At 64.1% G+C, this 22690-nt stretch carries 20 protein-coding genes; 15 read left to right on the top strand and 5 right to left on the bottom strand.

Features of this window, described 5'->3' with window-relative positions:
* Positions 1–53 precede the first annotated feature (53 nt).
* The 3 genes from folE2 to ACGYLO_RS04630 all read left to right on the top strand — a co-directional run bounded on the left by folE2 (position 54) and on the right by ACGYLO_RS04630 (position 3139).
* Positions 54–1145 (top strand): GTP cyclohydrolase FolE2, encoded by a 1092-nt coding sequence (gene folE2 / locus ACGYLO_RS04640; protein WP_168611956.1) that lies wholly within the window; start codon positions 54–56, stop codon positions 1143–1145.
* Between the two features lie 215 nt (positions 1146–1360).
* The gene (locus tag ACGYLO_RS04635; protein WP_271687778.1) at positions 1361–1609 is read left to right on the top strand and encodes a hypothetical protein; all 249 of its coding nucleotides are present in this window, start codon (positions 1361–1363) and stop codon (positions 1607–1609) included.
* Positions 1610–1690: 81 nt separating this feature from the next.
* Positions 1691–3139: a TrkH family potassium uptake protein gene (locus ACGYLO_RS04630; RefSeq protein WP_271687777.1), complete on the top strand. Its 1449-nt coding sequence runs from the start codon at positions 1691–1693 to the stop codon at positions 3137–3139.
* Between the two features lie 66 nt (positions 3140–3205).
* On the opposite strand, the gene ACGYLO_RS04625 is transcribed toward ACGYLO_RS04630, so the two are convergent.
* A complete protein-coding gene (locus ACGYLO_RS04625; RefSeq protein WP_271687776.1) occupies positions 3206–5056 on the bottom strand; it encodes a serine protease in 1851 nt (616 codons plus the stop codon).
* Positions 5057–5211: 155 nt separating this feature from the next.
* Between ACGYLO_RS04625 and ACGYLO_RS04620 the strand changes: the two genes are divergently transcribed.
* The 9 genes from ACGYLO_RS04620 (at position 5212) to glmM (ending at position 16521) form a co-directional block, all read left to right on the top strand.
* Entirely contained in the window at positions 5212–6159 is a 948-nt protein-coding gene (locus ACGYLO_RS04620; protein ID WP_271687775.1) for a glycine--tRNA ligase subunit alpha, read from the top strand.
* The gene (locus tag ACGYLO_RS04615) at positions 6156–6671 is read left to right on the top strand and encodes a DUF6446 family protein (RefSeq protein WP_271687774.1); all 516 of its coding nucleotides are present in this window, start codon (positions 6156–6158) and stop codon (positions 6669–6671) included. The genes ACGYLO_RS04620 and ACGYLO_RS04615 overlap by 4 nt, the downstream gene beginning before the upstream one ends.
* An 81-nt stretch (positions 6672–6752) precedes the next feature.
* Positions 6753–7568 carry a DUF1206 domain-containing protein gene (locus ACGYLO_RS04610; RefSeq protein ID WP_271687773.1) on the top strand — a complete coding sequence of 272 codons (816 nt, stop codon included), beginning with the start codon at positions 6753–6755 and terminating at the stop codon, positions 7566–7568.
* A gap of 92 nt (positions 7569–7660) precedes the next feature.
* On the top strand, positions 7661–9748 hold the full coding sequence (gene glyS, locus ACGYLO_RS04605; RefSeq protein WP_271687772.1) for a glycine--tRNA ligase subunit beta: 2088 nt from the start codon (positions 7661–7663) through the stop codon (positions 9746–9748).
* A gap of 74 nt (positions 9749–9822) precedes the next feature.
* The gene (locus ACGYLO_RS04600; RefSeq protein ID WP_394376360.1) at positions 9823–12360 is read left to right on the top strand and encodes a putative PEP-binding protein; all 2538 of its coding nucleotides are present in this window, start codon (positions 9823–9825) and stop codon (positions 12358–12360) included.
* A gap of 129 nt (positions 12361–12489) precedes the next feature.
* Positions 12490–13131 carry a cell wall hydrolase gene (locus tag ACGYLO_RS04595; protein ID WP_271687770.1) on the top strand — a complete coding sequence of 214 codons (642 nt, stop codon included), beginning with the start codon at positions 12490–12492 and terminating at the stop codon, positions 13129–13131.
* 107 nt (positions 13132–13238) lie between these two features.
* A complete protein-coding gene (locus ACGYLO_RS04590; RefSeq protein ID WP_271687769.1) occupies positions 13239–14165 on the top strand; it encodes a dihydroneopterin aldolase in 927 nt (308 codons plus the stop codon).
* A complete protein-coding gene (gene folP, locus ACGYLO_RS04585) occupies positions 14165–15178 on the top strand; it encodes a dihydropteroate synthase (RefSeq protein ID WP_271687768.1) in 1014 nt (337 codons plus the stop codon). Before ACGYLO_RS04590 ends, folP begins: the two co-directional genes overlap by 1 nt.
* A complete protein-coding gene (glmM, locus tag ACGYLO_RS04580; RefSeq protein WP_271687767.1) occupies positions 15175–16521 on the top strand; it encodes a phosphoglucosamine mutase in 1347 nt (448 codons plus the stop codon). The genes folP and glmM overlap by 4 nt, the downstream gene beginning before the upstream one ends.
* A 6-nt stretch (positions 16522–16527) precedes the next feature.
* Here the strand turns inward: glmM and ACGYLO_RS04575 are convergent, their stop codons facing one another.
* Both ACGYLO_RS04575 and ilvC read right to left on the bottom strand, forming a co-directional pair.
* The gene (locus ACGYLO_RS04575; RefSeq protein ID WP_271687766.1) at positions 16528–17448 is read right to left on the bottom strand and encodes a DMT family transporter; all 921 of its coding nucleotides are present in this window, start codon (positions 17446–17448) and stop codon (positions 16528–16530) included.
* 76 nt (positions 17449–17524) lie between these two features.
* Entirely contained in the window at positions 17525–18547 is a 1023-nt protein-coding gene (gene ilvC / locus ACGYLO_RS04570) for a ketol-acid reductoisomerase (RefSeq protein ID WP_168611968.1), read from the bottom strand.
* A 134-nt stretch (positions 18548–18681) separates the two neighbouring features.
* On the opposite strand from ilvC, the gene ACGYLO_RS04565 reads away from it, so the two are divergent.
* From ACGYLO_RS04565 to ACGYLO_RS04555, 3 genes are all read left to right on the top strand, one after another.
* Positions 18682–19137 (top strand): Lrp/AsnC family transcriptional regulator, encoded by a 456-nt coding sequence (locus tag ACGYLO_RS04565; RefSeq protein WP_271687765.1) that lies wholly within the window; start codon positions 18682–18684, stop codon positions 19135–19137.
* A complete protein-coding gene (locus ACGYLO_RS04560) occupies positions 19134–19589 on the top strand; it encodes an Lrp/AsnC family transcriptional regulator (protein WP_271687762.1) in 456 nt (151 codons plus the stop codon). Before ACGYLO_RS04565 ends, ACGYLO_RS04560 begins: the two co-directional genes overlap by 4 nt.
* Before the next feature lie 62 nt (positions 19590–19651).
* Complete coding sequence (locus tag ACGYLO_RS04555; RefSeq protein ID WP_271687760.1) at positions 19652–20776, top strand: aminotransferase class V-fold PLP-dependent enzyme; 1125 nt, start codon at positions 19652–19654, stop codon at positions 20774–20776.
* Between the two features lie 17 nt (positions 20777–20793).
* Here the strand turns inward: ACGYLO_RS04555 and ACGYLO_RS04550 are convergent, their stop codons facing one another.
* Positions 20794–21993, bottom strand: a complete 1200-nt coding sequence (locus tag ACGYLO_RS04550) for a UbiH/UbiF family hydroxylase (protein WP_271687759.1) — start codon at positions 21991–21993, stop codon at positions 20794–20796.
* Positions 21993–22640: a pyrimidine 5'-nucleotidase gene (locus tag ACGYLO_RS04545; protein ID WP_209218181.1), complete on the bottom strand. Its 648-nt coding sequence runs from the start codon at positions 22638–22640 to the stop codon at positions 21993–21995. The genes ACGYLO_RS04550 and ACGYLO_RS04545 overlap by 1 nt, the downstream gene beginning before the upstream one ends.
* Between the last annotated feature and the right edge of the window lie 50 nt (positions 22641–22690).

Here is a 22690-nt window from a genome sequence, read left to right as displayed (position 1 = left end):
CATTTTGGCCCCGCGCATCATACATTGAGAGCGACAGACCGGAGGGCCGCGCAATGAACATCGTGACTGAGATGTCCGAGACACCGGACCGGGAGGCGGCGCAATCCGCGCTCGCCACGCTGCGCGCTTGGGCCGAAACGGCCACCCCGGCTGAGATTGCGGCGCTGGACCCGGCCATGGCCCGGATGCTCGCGCCCGCCGAATATCCCGCCCTTAGCCGCGCCTATCCCGAAGATTTCACGGCGGGCGACAACTACCGCGCCAGCCTGCCGGATCTGCAAAACGGCCCCTCCAGCCTGATCCGCGGCGCGCAGCAGTTGATCCAGCATGTCGGTATCTCGAACTTTCGCCTGCCGATCCGCTATCGCAGCCGAGAGGGCGGGGATCTGCGGCTTGAGACTTCCGTGACCGGCTCGGTCTCGCTCGATGCGGAGAAGAAGGGCATCAACATGTCCCGCATCATGCGCAGTTTCTACCGCCATGCCGAGGCGACCTTCAGCTTCGAGGTGATCGAAGCGGCGCTGGACGATTACAAGGCCGATCTTGAGAGCTTGGACGCGCGAATTCAGATGCGCTTTTCCTTCCCGATGAAGATCGGTAGCCTGCGCTCGGGCCTCACGGGCTATCAGTATTACGACATCGCGCTGGAGTTGGTCGAACAGAACGGCGAGCGCAAGAAGATCGTGCATCTCGACTATGTCTATTCCAGCACCTGCCCCTGTTCGCTGGAACTGAGCGAACACGCGCGCCAGACCCGCGGGCAATTGGCGACGCCGCATTCGCAACGCTCCGTCGCGCGGATATCGGTCGAGACGCGGGACGAGGGCGATTGCCTGTGGTTCGAAGACCTGATCGAGATTTGCCGCCGCGCCGTGCCGACCGAGACGCAGGTCATGGTCAAACGCGAAGACGAACAGGCGTTTGCAGAGCTTAACGCCGCCAATCCGATCTTTGTCGAGGATGCCGCGCGGCTGTTTTGCGAACAGCTTTTGGCCGATGACCGGGTGGGCGATTTCCGCATCGTCGCCAGCCATCAAGAAAGCCTGCACAGCCACGATGCGATCAGCGTGCTGACCCAAGGTGAGACCTTTGCCGCGCAGAGCATCGACCCCAAGCTTTTCAACACCCTCTTCCACGTCGGCTGACCCCGCACGGCGCGGCAATCGCGCGACGGTTGTTCGCAGCCCGCGCCGCGCCTCTTTGCGGGGTATTCCGCCTGTCTTAGCGCACAATCTGCGAATGTCGCCCTGTCAGCCCTGCAACTCCCGACCAGCGGCTATGCGAAAACGTCGGTTCTGCTGCGGCGCAGCATTGCCTATCTAACGGTCATCGAAATACTGGAAATTGCAAAGGCAATCAGATGACCTACCAGAGCACTGCTCACCCCGCCCACTCCGTCTCTCCCCTCGAAGGGCTGCGGCGCGCCGGCGCCGGTCTGCGCCGCTTTTTCGCGGGGATCGGCCATGGCATCATGATGGGCTCCACCGCCCAACGCCGTTTTGAGCAGGTCCAAGGCCTGCAAGTGAAAAGCGACGAAGAACTGGCCGCCATGGGCATCAAGCGTGACGACATCGTTCACCACGTTTTCAAAGACCTCTACTACATCTAAGACGACACGGACCGGGGCCAAATCGCGCCCCGGTCCCGTCTCGGCTTGACAGCGACGAGCGGCCAAGCCAACGCTGCGCGCATGTTGGATATACGACCTGTCGGATATGTCGTGGGCCTTTTGGTGGCCGTGCTCGGCCTTGCCATGATCATCCCGATCTTGGTCGATCTGGCCGAAGGCCGGGGCCAGTGGTGGGTCTTTGTCGAAAGCGCGCTGATCACGACGCTGGGTGGCGGTATGATCGCCCTCGCTAGCGCCAATGGAGTCCGCGAAGGGCTCACCATTCAACAGACATTCATGCTGACCACCGGCGTCTGGCTGATGCTGCCGCTGTTCGGGGCTTTGCCTTTCGTGCTGGGCGCGACCGAGGCCAGCGTGACCGACGCGATGTTCGAGGCGATGTCGGGGCTGACGACCACCGGGGCCACGGTGCTGACCGGGTTGGAAGACCTGCCCAAAGGTCTGCTGATCTGGCGTGGGATCCTGCAATGGCTGGGCGGCATCGGTATCGTCGTTGTCGCCATGGTCTTTCTGCCCGAGCTGCGGGTCGGTGGTATGCAGATCTTCAAATCCGAATCCTTCGACACTTTCGGGAAAATCCTGCCCCGCGCGGGGCAGATCGCAACGCAGATTTCGGTGATCTACCTCTGGCTCACGCTGGCCTGCATGCTGAGCTATCTGGCCCTTGGGATGTCTACCTTTGACGCGACGGTGCATGCGCTGACCACGGTCTCAACAGGTGGGTTTTCTAACTACGACGCCTCCTTCAGCACCTTTTCCGGCCCCGCCGAATATGTCGCCGTGATTTTCATGATCCTCTCCGCGCTGCCCTTCGTACGCTATGTGCAGCTGATCAACGGCAACCCCGTGGCCCTGCACCGCGACCCGCAGGTGCGCGGCTTTTTCATGACGATGACCTTTCTGGTGGTGATCGTCTTTTTCGTTCTGCGCAGCGGCACGACCTATGAATCCGAGCGGGTCTTGCGCGAAGCGCTGTTCAACATCACCTCGATCATTTCGGGCACCGGCTATGCCTCGGCGGACTATATGCAATGGGGCAGCTTTGCCGTGGCGCTGTTCTTTTTTATCGGCCTGATCGGCGGCTGCGCGGGCTCGACTACCTGTTCGATCAAAATCTTCCGCTATCAACTGCTCTTTGCGTCGATCCGCGCGCAGCTGCGGCGGATCCGTTCGCCCCACGGTGTCTTTACCCCGCGCTACGATGGCCGCCCGGTGGGGGCGGACGTGCTAAGCTCGGTGATGTCCTTTTTTATGTTCTTCGTCGTATCGCTCGGCCTGATCTCGGTCGCGCTGAGCCTGACGGGGTTGGATTTCGTCACCTCGGTTTCGGGGGCGGCGGCGGCGCTGGCGAACATCGGCCCGGGCTTGGGAGAGATCATCGGCCCGGCGGGGAACTTCAGCAGCCTCAACGACACGGCGAAGTGGATTTTGATCATCGCCATGTGGATCGGGCGGCTGGAGCTGATGGCGGTCTACGTCATGTTCACCGCCAAGTTCTGGCGCGCTTGAAACGTAAAAGGGCGGCGCTGATGGCACCGCCCTTTGTCTTTGTCGCTAGGGGCTGAGCCCCCCGCGTTATTCCCAGCAGCTGACCAAGACGGTCATGCCCTGCGCGCGCAGCGTCAGGTCGCGCGGCGCGATCGGGCCTGTGGCCCCCTGCGCCTGTTTGCTGCCCAACCCGGCATCCTGCGCTGCCTTTAGGATCACATCGCCATCAAGGGCAAAGCTAACGTCTTCGGGCAGTTTGCGGTCCGCTTCCGTCTGGGGCAGCAACATGCCCACGACATGGCCATTCTCGTCGAATACCGGACCCCCGGCATCGCCGGGCTGGGCCTTGACCGACAGGCGCTTGAGGGTCTCATCCCCGTTCAGCCCCTTGAGGTCCGACAGCGCGCCAAATGTCAGTGTCGCGGCGCTCAGCACGCCCTCGTAGGAGTAGCCCGCGACGGAGATTTCCGATTGCAGGCGCGGGGCCGCGTTGCTGAACTCGGCCACCGCCAGCGGGGCGAGGCGGCTTTCGGGCTTGAGCAGGGCAAGGCCGCGCGCCTCATCGGTGGCGACCACCGTGGCATCGGTATCGGCGTCCAGCGTCACCCGCCCGCAAGAGGCCACGACTTCGCTGGTGGTGACCACTGCGCCATTGCCATCGATGAAAAAGCCGCTGCGGGCGATCTTGGGCTGGCGGATTTGCAGACCGGCGACCAGATCAATCGCCTGCGCGTCGCTGTTGCCTGCGCCGGCGTCGAGCACGCCGGGCAGGCGCGTGAGGCTTTTCGACATCTCGGCCACCACGCGGCGGCGGCGGTCTTCGTCCCCGGCGGGCCAGATCAGCGTGAAGCCCTTGATCTGACCGTTCTCCAGCGAGACCTGCGTCTGGCTGATGATGCTGCCGTTCTCGCCGATCAACTCAAAGGAATTGCGCTTGCGCTCGCGCGGGCCATCCAAGGGGACGATCTCAAGCGTTTGCATGATGTCATAAAGGCCATAGAGCGTATCTTGATTGCCCGGCTGGCTGATCAACAAGACCCGCGCGCCGATGTTGCCACTGCTGTCGTAATGGGCAAAGGGCGGCTCGTAGCGGGCGAAGTCGACCTCGGCGGTGGGCATCATGATCTCGATCCCGGCCTTTTCGTCGCGCACCAGTTGCAGCCCCAGCCCGTCGAGCACGGCGTTATACTGCGCCATCAGCGCGGCGCGCTGGCGCGTGGTCAGCACACCGGTCGGCTCATAGCTGTTGGCCCCTTGCCACGCGCGCATGGAGGCACGGGTGCCCCGGCCAAAGGCACCGTCAATCGCGGCATCGTAAAAGCCCGCCCATTGCAGGGCGATTTGCAGGTCCTTGCGCTCCTGCGCCGAAAGGGCGCGTTCCGAGCGGCGCGCCTCTGCTGGGGTTTCATCCGGTTCGGGCGGGGTGGGGGCCGGTGCGGTCTCGGCCTCTGCGGCTTGGGTTTCACCCTCCGTCCCTGCCGGATCAAGCGGGGTTGTCGTGACATCGGGGGTGCTGCTGCCCGCGGCGGCTTCCTCTGGCGCAATGCCATCCACGCCCACGGGGGCGTCGATCACGCCGGTTTCCAGAACGTTGTCACCAACGGGCCAGAACTGCTGCTGGAAACGGTTGGATTGCTGGATGAAGCTGTCGCGCGGCACCAGACCGTCGCGCACATAGCTGCGCAGCACCAGTTCCGCATCCTCGCGCCGGTAGGGGCCCACGGCGATGCCGTACCAGCCACCGCCCAAGGCAAAGCCATTCACGTCATCCAACAGGGTCTCATAGGCGCGCGCCCGGTCCGTGGCTTCGGCCAAGGACGGCTGCGCCTCGATCTGAACCCAAACGACATCCTCTGCCGATTGCGCCCGCGCAAGGCCCGCCCAGGTCAGGCTCAGGGCCAAGAAGATCGCCACGGGGGCAGGTAGAATTCGCTTCATCGTCACTCAACTCTCGCAAAACCAAATCCGAGCCAGATTACGCCGGAAAGCGGCGCAAATGCCATGCCAAAGGGGGCGAAATTCTGATAAAGCTGTGATTGACCCCCATGGTTTGCAGACGTAGGAAAGGCGCGCATCATTAAGGGGCAATCACCATGTCTGACGCAGCGCAGAAACCACGCTCTTTCCAAGAGATCATCCTTGCTTTGCAGAGCTATTGGGCGCGGCAGGGCTGCGCGGTGCTGCAACCCTACGACATGGAAGTGGGCGCGGGCACCTTTCACCCGGCCACCACGCTGCGCAGCCTTGGCACGCAGCCTTGGGCCGCAGCCTATGTCCAGCCCTCGCGCCGCCCCACGGATGGGCGCTATGGTGAGAACCCGAACCGTTTGCAGCATTACTACCAGTATCAGGTGCTGATCAAACCCAGCCCCCCCAATTTGCAAGACCTGTACCTCGGCTCGCTCGAAGCCATCGGCATCGACATGGCGCTGCATGACATCCGCTTTGTCGAGGACGACTGGGAAAGCCCGACGCTCGGCGCTTGGGGGCTGGGTTGGGAGGTCTGGTGCGACGGCATGGAAGTCTCGCAGTTCACCTATTTCCAGCAGGTCGGCGGCCATGACTGCCACCCGGTTTCGGGCGAGCTGACCTATGGGCTGGAACGTCTGGCGATGTATGTGCTGGGTGTCGATCACGTCATGGACATGCCCTTCAACAGCCCCGACGCGCCGATCCCGCTGACCTACGGCGATGTTTTCAAACAGACCGAAGAGGAGTTCGCGCGCTGGAACTTCGATACGGCCAACACCGAGGTGCTGCTCGATCAGTTCAATGAGGCTGAGGCGCATTGCAAATTCATCCTCGAACAGCCCGCCGAAGACCCCAAGACCGGCAAGCGCATCGTCATGGCGCATCCGGCCTATGACCAATGCATCAAGGCGAGCCATATCTTCAACCTGCTGGATGCGCGCGGCGTGATCTCGGTCACCGAGCGGCAGGCCTATATCGGGCGGGTGCGGGCGCTGGCCAAGCAATGCGCGGATGCCTTCGTGCAAACACGTGCGGGCGGCTGGACGCCCGAGGCGGACAGCGCGGCATGAGCGGCAAGATTGTTGGCATCGTGATCCTCGTCTCCGCAGTGATCGCCGGTGCGGCGCTCTATTACCTTCAGATCTACGGCTTTTACCACGATGTGCCCGAGGCCAAGGTTGAACTCGTCTCTCTGACGACGGAGGAGCCGGAGGAGATCGCGGCGGAGAACCTACAGGCCATCGACGCCGACAGTTCCCCGATCCGGTTTCGCGCCTGTTTCGAGCATGACATCAGTCTCGCCATGGCGACCGAGACCTATGAGATGACCGACCATACCGATCCGCGCAACGCGCCGGGCTGGTTCGATTGTTTCGACGCCCCCGCCATCGCGGCTGAGATCGAGGCGGGCAGCGCGCTGACCTTCCTCGGCGGCAAAAACGTGCACTACGGCGTCGACCGGATCGTGGCACTGACCGACGACGGGCGCGGCTATATCTGGCATGAGCTGAACGACTGTGGTGAGAAGTCCTATGACGGCACCGTGGTGGGCGAGGCCTGCCCGGAACGCCCCGCCGACTGATCTTATCCCCGCGCGCGGACCCTTTCGGCGGAACCTTTTGACGCTGCCGAACGCTTGTCCCCACATAGAACGGGGGCGAAAATGTCAGAGAAAACACATGAGGGGCTGAAATGGGTGATGCGCGCAGGCTATGGCGCGCGCGGGGTGATCTATACGATCATCGGGGGGCTGGCGCTTTTGGCCGCCCTGAAACGCACCCAAGCCTCGGGTACGAAAGACGCCCTCGCGGCACTGCGGGATGAGCCCTATGGCATCCCCGCGCTATTTGCCATCGGCATCGGGCTGCTGGCCTATCTGGTCTGGCGTGTGGCCGCGGGTGTGAAGGATGTCGAAGACCACGGCACCGACGCCAAGGGGCTGATCGCGCGGCTGGGGCAGATCACGACCGGGCTGATCCACGGCGGTATCGGCGTCTCGGTTCTCGCTCTGGCGCTGAGCGGCAAGAACTCCGGCGGCAGTTCCGCGCAGGACTGGACGCAAAAGCTGATGGCCATGCCCGCCGGGCGCTATATCGTGGCCGCGGGGGCGTTGATCCTGCTGGGCGCAGGGATTTACTACGCCTACAAAGGGCTGAGCGGGAAGTATAAGGGCCATCTGGCCCGCACCCATTTCACCGAAAGCATCGACCCCATCGTGAAAATCGGCCTTGTCATCTATGGCGGCATTCTCGCGCTCGTCGCCTTTTCGCTGGGCTATGCGGCGCTCACGGCCAACCCCGAACAGGCGGGCGGTCTGGGCGAGGCGTTGCAAGACCTGCGCGGCATGGCCTTTGGGCGCTTCCTTCTGGGCGGGGCCGGGCTGGGGCTGATCGGTTTCGCGGTCTATAACTTCGTCGAGGCGGGCTACCGCGTGGTGCCGAAATTCTCCGACCCGGATATCCGCACCTTGTTGGATTAAACGCGGGGCGGGGGGCTAGACCCTCCGCCTAGCACTCGTTATCCAAGCGCCCGATGAGACGCCGCCGTCGCGGCAAGAATTGGGGGCCCCCCGTGCCAGATCTGCTGATTGAACTTTTTTCCGAAGAAATTCCCGCGCGGATGCAGAAACGCGCGGGCGAAGACCTGCAAAAGCTAGTGACCAATGGTTTGGTCGAGGCCGGTCTGACCTATGGCTCCGCCGCCGTCTTCACCACCCCGCGCCGCCTGACGCTGGCGCTTGGCGACATGCTCGCCGCCAGCCCCCGACAGGTGGAAGAGCGCAAGGGCCCCAAGGCGGACGCGCCCGAGAAAGCCATCGAAGGCTTTTTGCGCGGCGCGGGTCTGACGCGCGACCAGCTTGAGGAACGCGAGACACCCAAGGGCAAAGTGCTTTTTGCCAAGATCGAGAAACCGGGCCGCCCCGCCGCCGAGATCGTGGCCGAGGTGCTGGAACAGACCATCCGCAACTTCCCCTGGCCCAAGTCCATGCGGTGGGGCAGTGGTAGCCTGAAATGGGTCCGCCCGCTGCATTCCATCCTCTGCGTGATCAGCGACGAGGCCGGGGCCGAGGTGGTGCCGCTGACCATCGACGGGATCACCGCCGGGAACACCACGCGCGGGCACCGTTTCCTCGCCCCCGCCGAGATCGAAGTCGCGGGCTTCGAGGATTATCAGGACAAGCTCAGCCGCGCCTTCGTCGTGCTCAACCCCGCCGCGCGCGCCAATACGATCTGGCATGACGCCACCAACATGGCCTTCGCCGCCGGGCTCGAAGTCGTTGAGGACGCAGGGCTTCTGGCCGAGGTCGCGGGACTGGTCGAATACCCCGTCGTGCTGATGGGCCGGATCGGCGAGGATTTCCTTGGCCTGCCGCCAGAGGTGCTGCAAACCTCGATGAAAGAGCATCAGAAGTTCTTCTCGGTCCGCAACCCGAAGTCGGGGCAGATCGAGCGGTTCATCACCGTCGCCAACCGCACCACCGCCGACGAGGGCGCCACGATCCTTGCCGGGAACGAGAAGGTGTTGGGCGCGCGGCTCTCGGATGCGAAATTCTTCTGGGACAACGACCTGCGCACCGTCACCGCCGGGGGCGGGATGGAGACTTGGGTCAAAGCGCTGGAAAACGTGACCTTCCACAACAAACTCGGCACGCAGGCCGAGTTGATCGACCGCATGGCGACGCTCTCGCGCGAATTGGCGCCGCTGGTAGGTGCTGACGCTGACGAGGCCGAGAAGGCCGCCCGCGTCGCCAAGGCCGACCTCAGCTCCGAGATGGTCTACGAATTCCCCGAGTTGCAGGGCCTAATGGGCAGCTACTACGCGCGCAAGGCGGGGATGTCGGATGCCGTGGCCGATGCGGCCAAGGACCACTACGCGCCGTTGGGGCCGTCCGACGACGTGCCGACCGCGCCGATCTCCATCGCCGTGGCGCTGGCCGAGAAGATCGACAAGCTTACCGGCTTTTGGGCCATCGACGAGAAGCCGACCGGTAGCAAGGACCCCTTCGCGCTGCGCCGGGCGGCCTTGGGCGTGATCCGGATTTTGGTGGAGAATGATGTGTCGCTGTCACTGAACGACGTACTGGGCCAAAGCGCCGAGATCGTCGGCGACCGTGACGCGGGCCGGGCTGACACTGCCGACATTCTGGGCTTCATCCACGACCGCCTCAAAGTCTACCTCCGCGACCAAGGCATCCGTCACGACGTCATCGACGCCTGCATCGCCATGGACGGCAGCGACGACCTGACCCTCTTGGTAAAACGCGCCCGCGCCTTGTCGGACACGCTCAAAACCGACGATGGCGAAAACCTGATCCAAGGCTTCAAACGAGCCAACAACATCCTCAGCCAAGCCGAAGAGGCCGATGGCGTGGAATACTCCTTTGGCGCCGATCCGAAGTTTGCCGAGACGGAGGCCGAAAAAGACCTCTTCGCCGCACTCGACAAGGCAGAGGCCAAGATCACCCCGGCAATGGCGGCGCAGGATTTCTCGACCGCGATGGCGGCCATGGCGGAATTGCGCGGGCCGATCGATGCCTTCTTTGAGGCGGTACAGGTCAACGCCGAGAACCCCACGGTGCGGCGCAACCGGCTTAATCTGCTGAGCCGCATCCGCACGATCTGTAGCGCCGTGGCGGACTTGACCAAACTGGACGGCTGACCCCAGAGGGGGCGAGATCCCTTGCCCCTTCTGCCTCAACCCCTATGCTGCATCGGAACGATTAAGGTGCTGCAGTGCAGAACGATCCCCATACCACGCTGGTGACCCCCACCGCGCCGATTGCCAATACCACCCACGGCGGGCGGGCCAAATGTTTGCAACGTCTCGTGCGGCTCGACCTGCCGGTGCCGCGCACCATTGCGCTGTCCTTTGACGCGGTGCAGCAGATCGCGCGGGGCCAGATGCCCGACGTGCAAGCGGTGGTCGATCAGTTTCCCAAGGGTGCGCTGCTTTGCGTGCGACCCTCCAGCCAAGACCCCGATTGGGGCGGGCCGGGGGCGGTGCTGAACATCGGGATCAACGACGCGCTGTTTGAAAGCTATGCTGGCACCATCGGCGAAGGGCCGGCGGCGGCGCTTTATTCGCGTTTCGTGCAGTCCTATGCGGTCAATGTCGCGCGGCTGGATCCCGATATGTTCGACGAGGTGAACGGCGATGGTCGCGCGGCGCTGATGGAATCACTACGCGCCTATGAGGCCGAGACCGAAGAGCGTTTTCCCCAAGACCCGGCGACCCAGCTTGCTGCTGTGCTGCGCTCCATGGCGCGGGCGTGGAACGGCACCTCGGCGCGGCTGCTCCGGCAGGCTAAGGGCGCGCCTGCGGATGCGGGGCTGGGGCTGGTGGTTCAGGAAATGGCCTTTGGCGTGGGGCAGGGGCAGTGCGGTTCGGGCGTGTTGCAACTGGTCGATAGCGATACCGGCCTGCCGCAGATCACCGGGCGATACCTCAGCCAAAGCCAAGGGCGCGATGCGCTCGAAGGCGATGCGGCGGCGATGTATCTCACCCGTGATCCGCGCGGGCCATCGCTTGAAGAATTGGTGCCCGAAGCCTTTGCCGAGTTGAAGGATCACGCGGCGCTGATGCGCAAGAGGCTGCGGGCCGAGATGCAGGTCGAGTTTGTGATCGATCAGGGCAAGCTGCATATCTTGGACGGTGTGAAGGTTGCGCGTTCCTCTCGGGCTGCCGTGCGCATCGCCGTGGCGCTGGCCGATGAGGGGATCATCAGCCGCGAGGAAGCGCTCATGCGGGTGCAGCCGCGCACGCTGTCGGAACTGCTGCACCGCCAAGTCGACCCAAGTGCCAAGCGGGACGTGATCGGGCGCGGCATCGCCGCCAGCCCCGGCGCGGCCACCGGGCGGATCGTCTTTTCCGCCAGCGACGCGCAGGCAAGTGCTGCACGCGGTGAGCCTTGCATCCTCGTCCGGCGTGAGACGTCGCCCGAGGATATTCGCGGCATGCATGCCGCCGCCGCCGTGCTGACCGAACGCGGCGGCATCACCAGCCATGCGGCGGTGATCGGGCGCGGCATGGGGCTGCCTTGCGTGGTTGGTGCCTCGAACATGCGCTTTGTGGTGACCCAACGGCAGATCATTGCCCCCGACGGGCGGGTCTTTGTCGAAGGCGATCAGGTCACTGTCGATGGCTCCACCGGGCAGGTGCTGGCGGGGGTGGCCAAGATGCAGGAGGCCGCGCTTGACGATACCTTTAACCGGCTGATGGGCTGGGCGGAGGATGTGGCCGACATCGGCATCCGCGCCAATGCCGACACGCCGACCGATGCGCAGACCGCGCGCAACTTCAATGCCCATGGCATCGGCCTGTGCCGGACCGAGCATATGTTCTTCGAGCCGGGCCGCCTCACCGTGATGCGCGAGATGATCTTTGCCGAAAGCGGCGAAGACCGCCGCGCGGTGCTGGAACGTCTGCTGCCCATGCAGCGCGAGGATTTTACCCAGCTTTTCCGCATCATGCAGGGTCAGCCGGTCTGCATCCGCCTGTTCGACCCGCCGCTGCATGAGTTCCTGCCCTCCGACAAAGCCGGGCAGCGCGAATTGGCCGAGGCGCTTGGCCTTCAGATGTCCGACGTGACGCGGCGTGTGGCGGCGATGACGGAGTATAACCCGATGCTGGGCCTGCGCGGCGTGCGCTTAGGGGTCACGGTGCCCGAGATCTACGAGATGCAGGCCCGCGCCATTTTCGAGGCCACGATTGAGGCCAGCCGCGATGGCGAGCCGGTGGTGCCCGAGATCATGATCCCGCTGGTCAGCGCCCGGCGCGAGGTGGAACTGGTCAAAGCCAGCGTTGATGCCGTGGCCGCCGCAGTGCGCAGCGAGCGTGACGCGAGCTTTACCTACCGCCTTGGGGTCATGGTGGAGACCCCGCGCGCCTGCCTGCGCGCCGATGGTATCGCGCCGCATTGCGCCTTCCTCAGCTTCGGGACCAACGACCTGACGCAGATGACCTACGGACTCTCGCGCGACGATGCGGGGCGCTTCATGTCGAACTACGTGCAACAGGGGGTCTACCCGGAGGATCCGTTCCATGTGCTCGACACCGATGGGGTCGGCGAATTGCTGCAACTCGGGGCGGAAAGAGGGCGCAGGGCGCAGCCCGGAATCACCCTTTCCATCTGTGGGGAGCATGGCGGCAACCCCGAATCCATTGCCTTTTGTCGCGAATCGGGGTTCGATTATGTTTCCTGTTCGCCATTTCGCGTGCCAGTTGCACGTTTGGCCGCCGCCCAGCTCGCCATTGCCCACAAGATCGGGTAGGGGCGGCGGGCGCCAGCCCAATTTATACCATAATTCGGCGAGTTTCTGCACATAACGTCTGATTGGGTTTACCGCCGGGAACCTTTTGGCTATCCGCCCCGCAGCCCTAACAATGATGCGAGGCGCATAATGCGTTTTATCCGGTCGATCTCTTTTGCTCTTTCCGTGGCGCTGTGCAGCAGCCCGCTGGCGGTTCAGGCCAGCTCTGAAAGTGCGAGCGATCTTGCGCAGATTGAAATTCAAGGTCTGAAGTCCGCCGGTGCGGCGCGGCTTCAGGAGATGGTCGCACAGCCCGTGTCGGCCAGCGAGACAGATGTGAAATTCTCCACGGCTTGGATCGACAGCCAGCCCAAGGCCGAAGGCAACGCCGAATTGCAGTGCCTTGCCGAAGCGCTTTACTTCGAGGCGCGCGGTGAGACGGTCAAAGGCCAGTTCGCCGTGGCCGAAGTGATCATGAACCGGGTGAAATCCGCCCGTTTCCCCGGCACGCTCTGTGGCGTGATCAATCAAGGGACGGGGCGCAAGTATCAGTGCCAGTTCACCTACACCTGCGACGGCCACAAAGAGGTCATCAATGAGCCGCGTGCCTTTGCCCGTGTCTCAAAAGTCGCGCGTGCGATCATCGACGGCAGCGCGCCGAAGCTGACCAATGGCGCGACCCACTACCACACCACCGCAGTGAACCCCAACTGGGCGCGGGTCTATACCAAGACCGCGCGGATCGGGCAGCATCTTTTCTATCGCCACACATGGAAGACCGCTTCGAACTAAGGTCCGGGATGTGCCTTCGGGTGCTGGCCTGCCGCCGGTGGGCCTGCTAAATGTGCAACGAAGCGCCCCCGACGGGGCCCGTTACCCTGATCCGATAGGCGCTGCCGATGTCCGACGACGAAATTCGACTTGCCTTTGCCCACCCTTCCGAGCGGGCAGAGACGATGGCCGGCCCCGAGCCGCGTGATCGTATCTCCCTGCGCGATCATATCGTCGAGGTTGAGATCGGTGCCTTTCAGGCCGAGCGGGACGTCACCCAGCGGGTCTGTTTCAACGTGGTGGTCGAGGTGGCCCCCCTGACGGGTGTGGTGGACGACGATGTCGACCGTATCCTGTCCTACGACCGCGTGACCGAAGCCATCGCCGCCGAGCTTGCCGCCGAACGGCTCAACCTTTTGGAAACGCTGGCCGAACGGGTGGCCGACCGTATTCTGATCGAGCCGCAAGCGATGCGGGTTTTCGTGCGGATCGAAAAGCTCGACCGGGGCCCCGGTGCGCTTGGCGTCGAGATCGTCCGCGCGCGGGAGGAGGCGGCAGCGCATGACGCAGCCCAAAAGTCCCCGCAGCCGCGCGTGGTATACCTCTCCAATGCGGCGATTGCCTCGACGCGTTTGGCGGAATGGCTGGATCAATTGGAAGGGGCGGCGGAGCCGGTAATCCTCTGTGTCGGCCCCCCCGACACCCCTTTGCCACAGGCCGAGGATGAGAAAGCGCAGCGCCACATTGACCTCTTAGCCATCGAACAGAACGCTTGGATGCTTTCAACCCGCGATCCGCGCGGCGCGGTGGTCGGCAGCCGGACGGAGTTGGATTGGGCGACGAAAAACGGCCAGATCAGCATCTGGGCGCCTGCGCGGATCGTGCTCGACGCAGTGGACGGCCCCGCCGCCCCGCCAAGCGCGGCACCCGCCTTGGCCGCATGGTTCGCGGAGAGTTCATCGGCCTGCGAATTGGTGCTGATTGGCGCGGAGCGGCCCGAGGGCACGGCGCTGCCTATGCGCCTGATTGACGTCGACAGCGCGGAGATCGTTTGATGACCGAGTACCATCGCCCCTTGGTTCAGATCGGCCCCGCACGGCCCGAAGGCGCGCTGACCCTCGCGGGCGGTTGGGGCTGGTTCACCCATGTTGAAGTCCTGTCGCGGGGGCAGGCGCCGCGCGTGATCCCGGCAGATGCGCTCCCCTCCGCCGCGCGCGATGCCCTAACCGCGCCGCGCCCGGCCATCGCGGGGTTAAGTTTCGACCGCCCCCGCGTGATGGGCATCCTCAATGCCACGCCTGACAGTTTCTCCGACGGGGGCCGCCATGTCGACCCGCAGGTCGCGGTCGCCGCGGGGGTGGCGATGCGGGCGGCGGGGGTCGATATGCTCGACATCGGCGGGGAATCCACCCGCCCGGGCGCGGAGACCGTGCCGGAGGAGGAAGAAATCGCGCGTGTCCGGCCGGTGATCGAAGGGCTGCGGGCGGCCGGGGAAGGGGCGATCAGCATCGACACCCGCAAAGCTGCCGTGGCCGAAGCCGCCGTGGCGGCGGGGGCGGATCTGGTCAATGACGTGGCAGGGCTGACCTTCGACCCGGCGCTTGCGCCCTTCTGCGCGGCGCGGGGGCTGCCGGTCTGTGTGATGCACGCCCAAGGCGACCCGGCCACGATGCAGCGCGACCCGCGCTATGATGACGTGCTGCTCGACGTCTATGACTATCTGGTCGAGCGGATCGCGGCGCTTGAGGCGCAGGGCATCCCGCGCGCAAATATCATCGCCGATCCGGGCATCGGCTTTGGCAAGACGCTGGAGCACAACCTTGCGCTGCTCGCGCGGCTGAGCCTGTTCCACAGCCTCGGGGTGCCGATCTTGCTCGGTGCGTCGCGTAAACGTTTCATCGGCACGATCGGCGGCGGCGCGGCGGGGGAAGATCGCGCGCCCGGCTCTATCGCGGTGGCCCTGGCGGCACTGAACCACGGGGTCCATGTCTTGCGCGTCCACGATGTGGCGCAAACCATTCAATCCATTTTACTTTATCGTTCGGCATTGGCAGGAAAAGAGATATGACAAAGCTCTTTGGTACAGACGGCGTGCGCGGCACCGCCAATATTCACCCCATGTCCGCCGACATGGCGCTGCGCATCGGTGCCGCCGTCGGGCGCTATTTCCGGCGTGAGAAACGCGGCGTGCACCGTGTGGTTATCGGCAAAGACACGCGGCTGTCGGGCTATATGTTCGAGAACGCGCTGACTGCGGGCCTCACCAGCACCGGCATGAACGTGTTGCTGCTGGGGCCGGTGCCGACACCGGCGGTGGGGCTTTTGACGCGCTCCATGCGGGCCGATCTGGGGGTGATGATCTCAGCCAGTCACAACCCGGCCAGCGACAATGGCATCAAGTTCTTCGGCCCGGATGGGTTCAAACTCTCCGATCAGGTCGAGCAGGAAATCGAAGCGCTGGTTGCCGAAGGGGTCGAGCCATCGGCACCGGATCAGATTGGCCGGGCTAAGCGGATCGACGACAGCCGCTTTCGCTATATCGAACGGGTGAAATCCTCTTTCCCGCGGCAGATGCGTCTTGATGGGCTCAAGGTGGTGATCGACTGCGCCCATGGCGCGGCCTACCATGTGGCGCCGATGGCGCTGTGGGAATTGGGCGCGAATGTGATCCCCGTGGGCGTGGACCCGAACGGGTTCAACATCAACGACGGCTGCGGTTCCACCCAGCCGCAATCGGCGGCTGAGGCTGTGGTGGCCAATGGCGCCGACGTGGGCATCTGCCTTGACGGCGACGCTGACCGGGTGATCCTGATTGATCAGAATGGCCGCATCGGCGACGGCGATCAGTTCATGGCGCTGATGGCCGCGCGTTGGGCCGAGGAGGAGCGTCTTGCGGGCAAGGCGCTTGTCGCCACGGTGATGAGCAATCTGGGGCTGGAGCGTTTCCTGAACGACCGTGGTGTGCGGCTGGAGCGGACCGGAGTCGGCGACCGCTATGTGGTGGAGCGGATGCGCGAAGGAGGCTTTAACCTCGGGGGGGAGCAGTCGGGCCATATCGTGATGACCGACTATGCGACCACGGGCGACGGGCTGATGGCTGGAATGCAGTTTCTGGCCGAGATGGTCCGCTCGGGCAAACCTGCTTCGGAACTGCTCTACCAATTCGACCCGGTGCCGCAGCTGCTGAAAAACGTGCGCTTCTCCGCCGGGCAGACCCCGCTGGAAGACGCGCAGGTCAAAGCCGCCATCGCGCAGGCCGAAGCCGATCTGGCGCAGGGTGGGCGGCTGTTGATCCGCAAATCGGGCACGGAACCCTTGGTGCGCGTCATGGCCGAACATGAGGACGCGGCACTGATGGAGCGTGCGGTCGATAGCGTGGTCGAAGCGGTGAATACGGCGGTGGGCAGCTAAGCTGTTCTACCCGCGCTGGAACAACCGTTTCAGCGCGCCGTATTGGCTGAGCCCGACCCCCGCAAGGATCAGCGCCATCGCGTAAAGCAGCGACATTGGCAGCGGCTCTGACAGGACCAGCGCACCCAGAAGGACCGACCAGACCGGCACTTGGTAGTTCACCAGTGACATGAAGACCGGCCCCGCGGTGCGCACCACATAGACCCGCAAAAACGCCGCGCCTGCGGTGGGGATGAGGCCGAGAAAGGCCAGCACGGCCAGTATCTTGGGCGTGGGCAGGGGCGGCGGACCCTCGCTGAGGAAGGCTGCGGGCAGCATCACCGCGGCGCCGATCAGCATCAGCACCGTCCCCAGCCCAATCGGATCCACAGAAGGCAGCCGGCGCATGAGGATCGAGCTGACCGCATAGCAAGAGGCCGCGGCGACGCAGGCCATCCGCCCCGCCGTTTCCATCGCAGCGCCAGTGCTTTCAAAGGCTTGCCCGCCGATCAACACGACGACACCGACAAAACCGATGACGAAGCCGCCGACTTTGCACGGGGTCATGCGCTCTCCCGGCAGCAGGAAATGGGCCATGGGTAGGACGATCAGTGCGACAGAAGCCATGGTCACCCCGGCAAAGCCCGAGGTCACATATTGCTGCCCCCATGCCAGCAGCGAAAAGGGCAGGGCCGAGCTGATGATGCCGATCGTCACCAGCACGAGGATGTCGGAGGCCGAGGGGCGCGCGGTGAAAAGCGCGAACCCCCGCAGGGCCCAGAGCGCCAGCATCACCACCGCCGCCAACCCGATCCGCGAGGCGGCGAGCCAGAAGGGCGTGATCCCGGTGAGCGCCACTTCGGTAAAAAGAAAGGTGCCCCCCCAAACAAACCCCAAAAGGGCGATCAGCAGCCAGCTTGTCAGCGTGATTTGAGGCGTGGTGTTCATCGGGGCTCCGGCGTAAAGGCAAAGACCCCGGCGCGAGGCCGGGGTCGATGTCGTCTTATCTTTGGGGAGATTTGGCTCAGTTCTTGGCCTTGTCCACCATCTTGCCTGCGGAAATCCACGGCATCATCTCACGCAGCTTCTCGCCGACCTGTTCGATGCGGTGCTCGTCGTTGATGCGACGGGTCGCTTTGAACGAAGGCTGGCCCACAGCGTTTTCCTGCATGAAGTCACGCACGAATTTGCCGTTCTGGATGTCGGTCAGCACGTCTTTCATGCGCTTCTTGGTCTCGTCGTAGGGCAGAATGCGGGGGCCGGAGACATATTCGCCGTATTCCGCGGTGTTCGAGATCGAGTAGTTCATGTTGGCGATGCCGCCTTCGTAGATCAGGTCCACGATCAGCTTCACCTCGTGCAGGCATTCGAAATAGGCCATCTCGGGGGCGTAGCCCGCCTCGACCAGTGTCTCGAAGCCCATGCGGATCAGTTCGACCAGACCACCGCAGAGCACGGCCTGTTCGCCGAAGAGGTCGGTCTCGCATTCCTCGCGGAAGTTGGTCTCGATGATGCCGGAGCGGCCGCCGCCGATGGCGGAGCAATAGGAGAGGCCGATTTCCAGCGCCTTGCCGGAGGCGTCTTTGTCGACGGCCACAAGGCAGGGCACGCCGCCGCCTTTGGTGTATTCGCCGCGCACGGTGTGGCCGGGGCCTTTGGGGGCCATCATGATCACGTCCACGCCTTCTTTCGGCTCAATCAGGCCGAAGTGGACGTTCAGACCGTGGGCAAAGGCAATGGCGGCACCCTCGCGGATGTTGTCATGCACGTATTTCTTGTAAGTTTCGGCCTGAAGTTCATCGGGCATGGTGAACATGATCAGGTCGGCCCAAGCGGCGGCTTCGGCGATGCCCATGACCTTGAGGCCTTCGCCCTCGGCTTTGGCGGCGGACGCGGAGCCTTCGCGCAGGGCCACGACGAGGTTCTTGGCACCCGAATCGCGCAGGTTCAGCGCGTGGGCGTGGCCTTGGGAGCCGTAGCCGAGGATCGCCACCTTCTTGTCCTTGATGAGGTTCACGTCGCAGTCGCGGTCGTAGTAAACGCGCATGATCTTGTCCTTTGGTTTGTCTCTTTCTGGGTCTCACCATAGCGAAGTTGTGCTTAGTGGCCATTGTCATCGCAGAGGTATTTGTGAAAGGATGAAGATAGTTATTCGTGGTATCGCTATAAAACGGAAAAATCATGCTTGATGATCTGGATCGCCGTATTCTGCGCTATTGGCAGGCGGAGCCGAGTCTCAGCCCCGGGGAGTTGGCGGAGCGGTGCAATATCACCTCCGGCAAAGCGGCGCGGCGGATTGCGCGGGTCCAAGATCAGGGGATCGTGCAGGGCAGCGGGGTGGTGATTGATTGGGCGGCGCTTGGCTATGCTTTGGAGGTGTCCTTGCGGGTGACCTTGGACAAGACGCAGGCGAATGCTTTTGATGTTTTCATGGCCGAGGCGCGACAGGTGCCTGAGGTGATCGAGTTGCAGACCTTTTTGGGGCGGGTCGATCTGCGGCTGTCGATCATTGCGCGGGACATGGGACATTATCAGCAGATTTACCGCAGTCGCATCCTGACCCTGCCGCATATCGCCGAGATCGAGGCGCTGATGCATGTCGCGCGGATCAAGACGCAGGAGGGGCTGCCGCTGTGATCGATCTTGATGATATTGACCGCGCCTTGCTGCGGGCGCTGGCGCGGGACGCCAATCAAAGTGCCAGTGCCTTGGGGCGCCGTTTGGGCCTGTCGCAGCCTGCGACATGGCGGCGGATCAAACGGCTGGAGGAGGGCGGCGCGATTGCCGGGCGGCGGTTGCGCTTGAATGCCGAGGCTTTGGGCTTTGGCGTTACGGTGTTTCTGGGGATCAAGCTGGCCACGCGCGGGCGGGTCAGCTTGGAGGATTTCGAGCGGGCGGTTTCGGCCATTCCCGAGGTGCAGACGGTGGAGCATGTTTTGGGGCTGTTCGACTATCGTCTGCGGGTCGTGGCGCGAGACCTGCCGGATTTCGAACGTGTTCTCAGGCGGCGGATCATGACCCTGCCCGGCGCGGGCGAGGTGGAGGCCAATGTGCTGTTGAGCGAAGAGCGCCTGCCGGGGCCGCTCTAGCCGTATTTGCCTTTTGCCGTGGCGGGCCATATGCCTTTGCTTCGAATGATGGAGGAAGAACAATGGCATTGCTCGACACGGTAGACCCTTCGGGGCTTGATGAATTCAGCGTGGTCTTTACCGACCGATCGCTCAACCACATGTCGGCGGAGTTTCAGCAGGTCATGCGCGACCTCTCGACCTGGCTGGGTGAGGTCTATAACGCCGATGCCGTGGCGCTGGTGCCCGGTGGCGGCACCTATGCGATGGAGGCCGTGGCGCGGCAGTTCGCGCGGGGGCAGGATGTGCTGGTGGTGCGCAACGGCTGGTTTTCTTACCGCTGGAGCCAGATCATCGAGAGTGCCGATCTGACCAATAGTGCCGAGGTGATGAAGGCGCGGATGCAGGGCAATGCCAGCCCCGCGCCCTTCGCGCCCGCCCCGATCGACGAGGTCACCGCCGCGATCCGCACGCAGAAGCCACAGGTGGTGTTCGCCCCGCATGTGGAGACAAGCTCGGGCATGATCCTGCCGGATGACTATATCAAGGAAATGGCCACGGCGGCCCATGAGGTGGGCGCGCTGATGGTGTTGGATTGCATCGCCTCGGGCTGTGTCTGGGTGGATATGAAGGCGCTTGGGGTCGATGTGCTGATCTCGGCCCCGCAGAAGGGGTGGAGCGCCTCGCCCTCGGCCGGTTTGGTGATGATGTCGGCGCGTGCCGAGGCGCGGCTGAATGAGACCACGTCGGACAGTTTTGCCATCGACCTGCGCAAATGGCGCGACATCATGAAGGCATATGAGGCGGGCGGTCATGCCTATCACGCCACCATGCCGACGGACGCGCTGCGCGTTTTCCGCGATACGGTGAAAGAGACGCGGGACTATGGGTTCGACCGGCTGAAAGAGGCGCAGTGGCGTTTGGGCGAAGCGGTGCGTCAGGCCTTGGCCGACCGCGGTGTGACATCCGTCGCCGGAGAGGGGTTCGCCGCGCCGGGGGTGGTCGTGTGCTATACTGCTGATCCCGATGTGCAAAACGGCAAGGCTTTCGCCGCCCATGGCATGCAGATCGCCGCCGGGGTGCCGTTGCAGGTGGGGGAGCCGGATGATTTCCGAACCTTCCGTCTGGGGCTGTTCGGATTGGACAAGCTCTATGACGTCGACGCGACCGTGGCTCGGCTGACAGCGGTGTTGGACGAGGTTCTGTAAGACCCTCTGCGCCGCGGTCAGCGGCGCAGGCCAAGCCCCATTTGCATCAACATCTTACGCACCGGGGGCAGGGCGTAGAGCGCGTTGAGCCCCGCCGCGCGCGCGTCTCGGGCGAGCGGGCTGCTGGCTTGGCTGGCGCGGTTCAGCAGGTCGATGCCCCGGACCCTGAGCGCGATATCGGCGTGGCGGGCCTTGTGATAGGCCTCCAGCATCTCGGCATCGCCGAGGCGTTCGGGCGCGGCGCGGGCGAGCTCCAGCAGAGTCGCCATATCGGTCAGCGACATGTTCAACCCCTGTGCCCCGATGGGGGGCAGCACATGGGCGGCTTCCGCCACGAGAGCCAGCCGTTCGGCAGAAAGACGTTTGGCCTCTTGGCTGATGATGGGCCAGAGGGCACGGGGGCTGGCGAGGGTGAGCGGGCCGAAGAGATTGGCCGACCGGGCGGTCGCCTCGGCCTCAAAGGCGGCGGGATCGAGCGTGGCGCGGGCTTGGGTTGCGGGCCCATCGTCCATCCAGACCACGGCGGAACAGGGCATCCCGTCGCGATCCGGCAGGGGTACGAGGGTGAAGGGCCCGCCCGAGCGGTGTACCTCGGTCGAGACATTTTCATGCGGGATCGGGTGGGTCACGCAGAAGGCCAGCGCCTTTTGCCCGTAGCGGCGGGTGGTGACCTCGATCCCGGCGGCCTCGCGCATCGGGCTGTTGCGTCCGTCGGCGGCGATCACCAAGCGTGTTCTGATCCGGCTGCCGTCGCTCAGGCCCACGCGGGCCTCGCTTTGCCGGGTGAAAAGTGTCGTGGTGCCGGTGCCGGGGCGAAAATCGACGTTGGGCAGCTCGTTTAGGCGGGTGAGAAGTTCACGGCGCAGCAGCCAATTTGGGAAGTTCCAGCCGAAGGGTGCATCTGAGATATCGGCGGCGTCGAACTCGCGCGTGACCCGCGGCGTCGGGTCTTCGCCGCCCGCATCGACGATCCGCATGATTTGCAGCGCGGCGGCATGGGGGGCAAGACGGTCCCAAAGACCCGCGTCCTCCAGCAGGCGCCGCGCCGGTTGCAGCAGCGCGGTGGAGCGCATGTCGGCCCCCTTGGCGGCGCCATCGGTGACGGGCGGGGTGGGGTCGACGCAGATCACATCGAAGCCCGCCGCGCCAAAGGCAGCCGCCGCGGTCAGCCCGGCGATGCCGCCGCCGGAAATCAGGATATCGCAATCGAAGGTCATCAGCCCGCCACCCGTGTTAAGAATTCGCAAAGGTCTTGCGTATGGTAGTGGATGTGATCGCCTTCGCCACGTTCCGGGGCCACATGCACCGTGCGCATCCCCAAAGCGTGGGGCGCGGCGAGGTTGCGCGGATCATCCTCGAACATGGCGGCGGATGCGGTCTGGAACCCGTCGATGCCAAAGACCTTGTCATAGGCGGCGGCTTCGGGTTTGGGCAGGAAATCGGCGTGTTCGACACCATAGACCGCGTCGAAAAGCCCCGAAAGGCCGCGGGCCTCAAGCACCCGTTCGGCGTAAGGCGCGCAGCCGTTGGTGTAGACGATCCGCCGCCCCGGCAGCACGCGAATGGCCTGAGCGAGCAGCGGGTCGGGGGTGAGCCGATCCATCGGGATGTCGTGCACCTCGGTCAGGTAGGGGCCGGGGTCGACGCCGTGTTCGCGCATCAAGCCGGCCAGCGTGGTGCCATAGGTCTGCCAATAATGCTGGCGCAGGTGGTTGGCCTCGGCGCGGTCGACCTTGATCGCGCGCATCACCCAATCGACCATACGGGCTTCGATCAGGTCGAAAAGCCGCGCCTCGGGCGGGTAAAGCGTTTGGTCGAGGTCGAAGACCCAGGTGGTGACATGAGAAAAAGCATCGCGCGGCATGGCGCAGAGGTAGGCCGAGACGCGCAGCCGCGCAAGCCCTGCCGGGTTGC

Origin of the sequence: Sulfitobacter sp. 1A13353, from assembly GCF_043557255.1 — a bacterium.
GTDB classification, from domain to species: Bacteria; Pseudomonadota; Alphaproteobacteria; order Rhodobacterales; family Rhodobacteraceae; genus Sulfitobacter; species Sulfitobacter faviae.
Note: the sequence above shows the minus strand (reverse complement) of the source record. Positions and strands in the feature narration are given on the sequence as shown.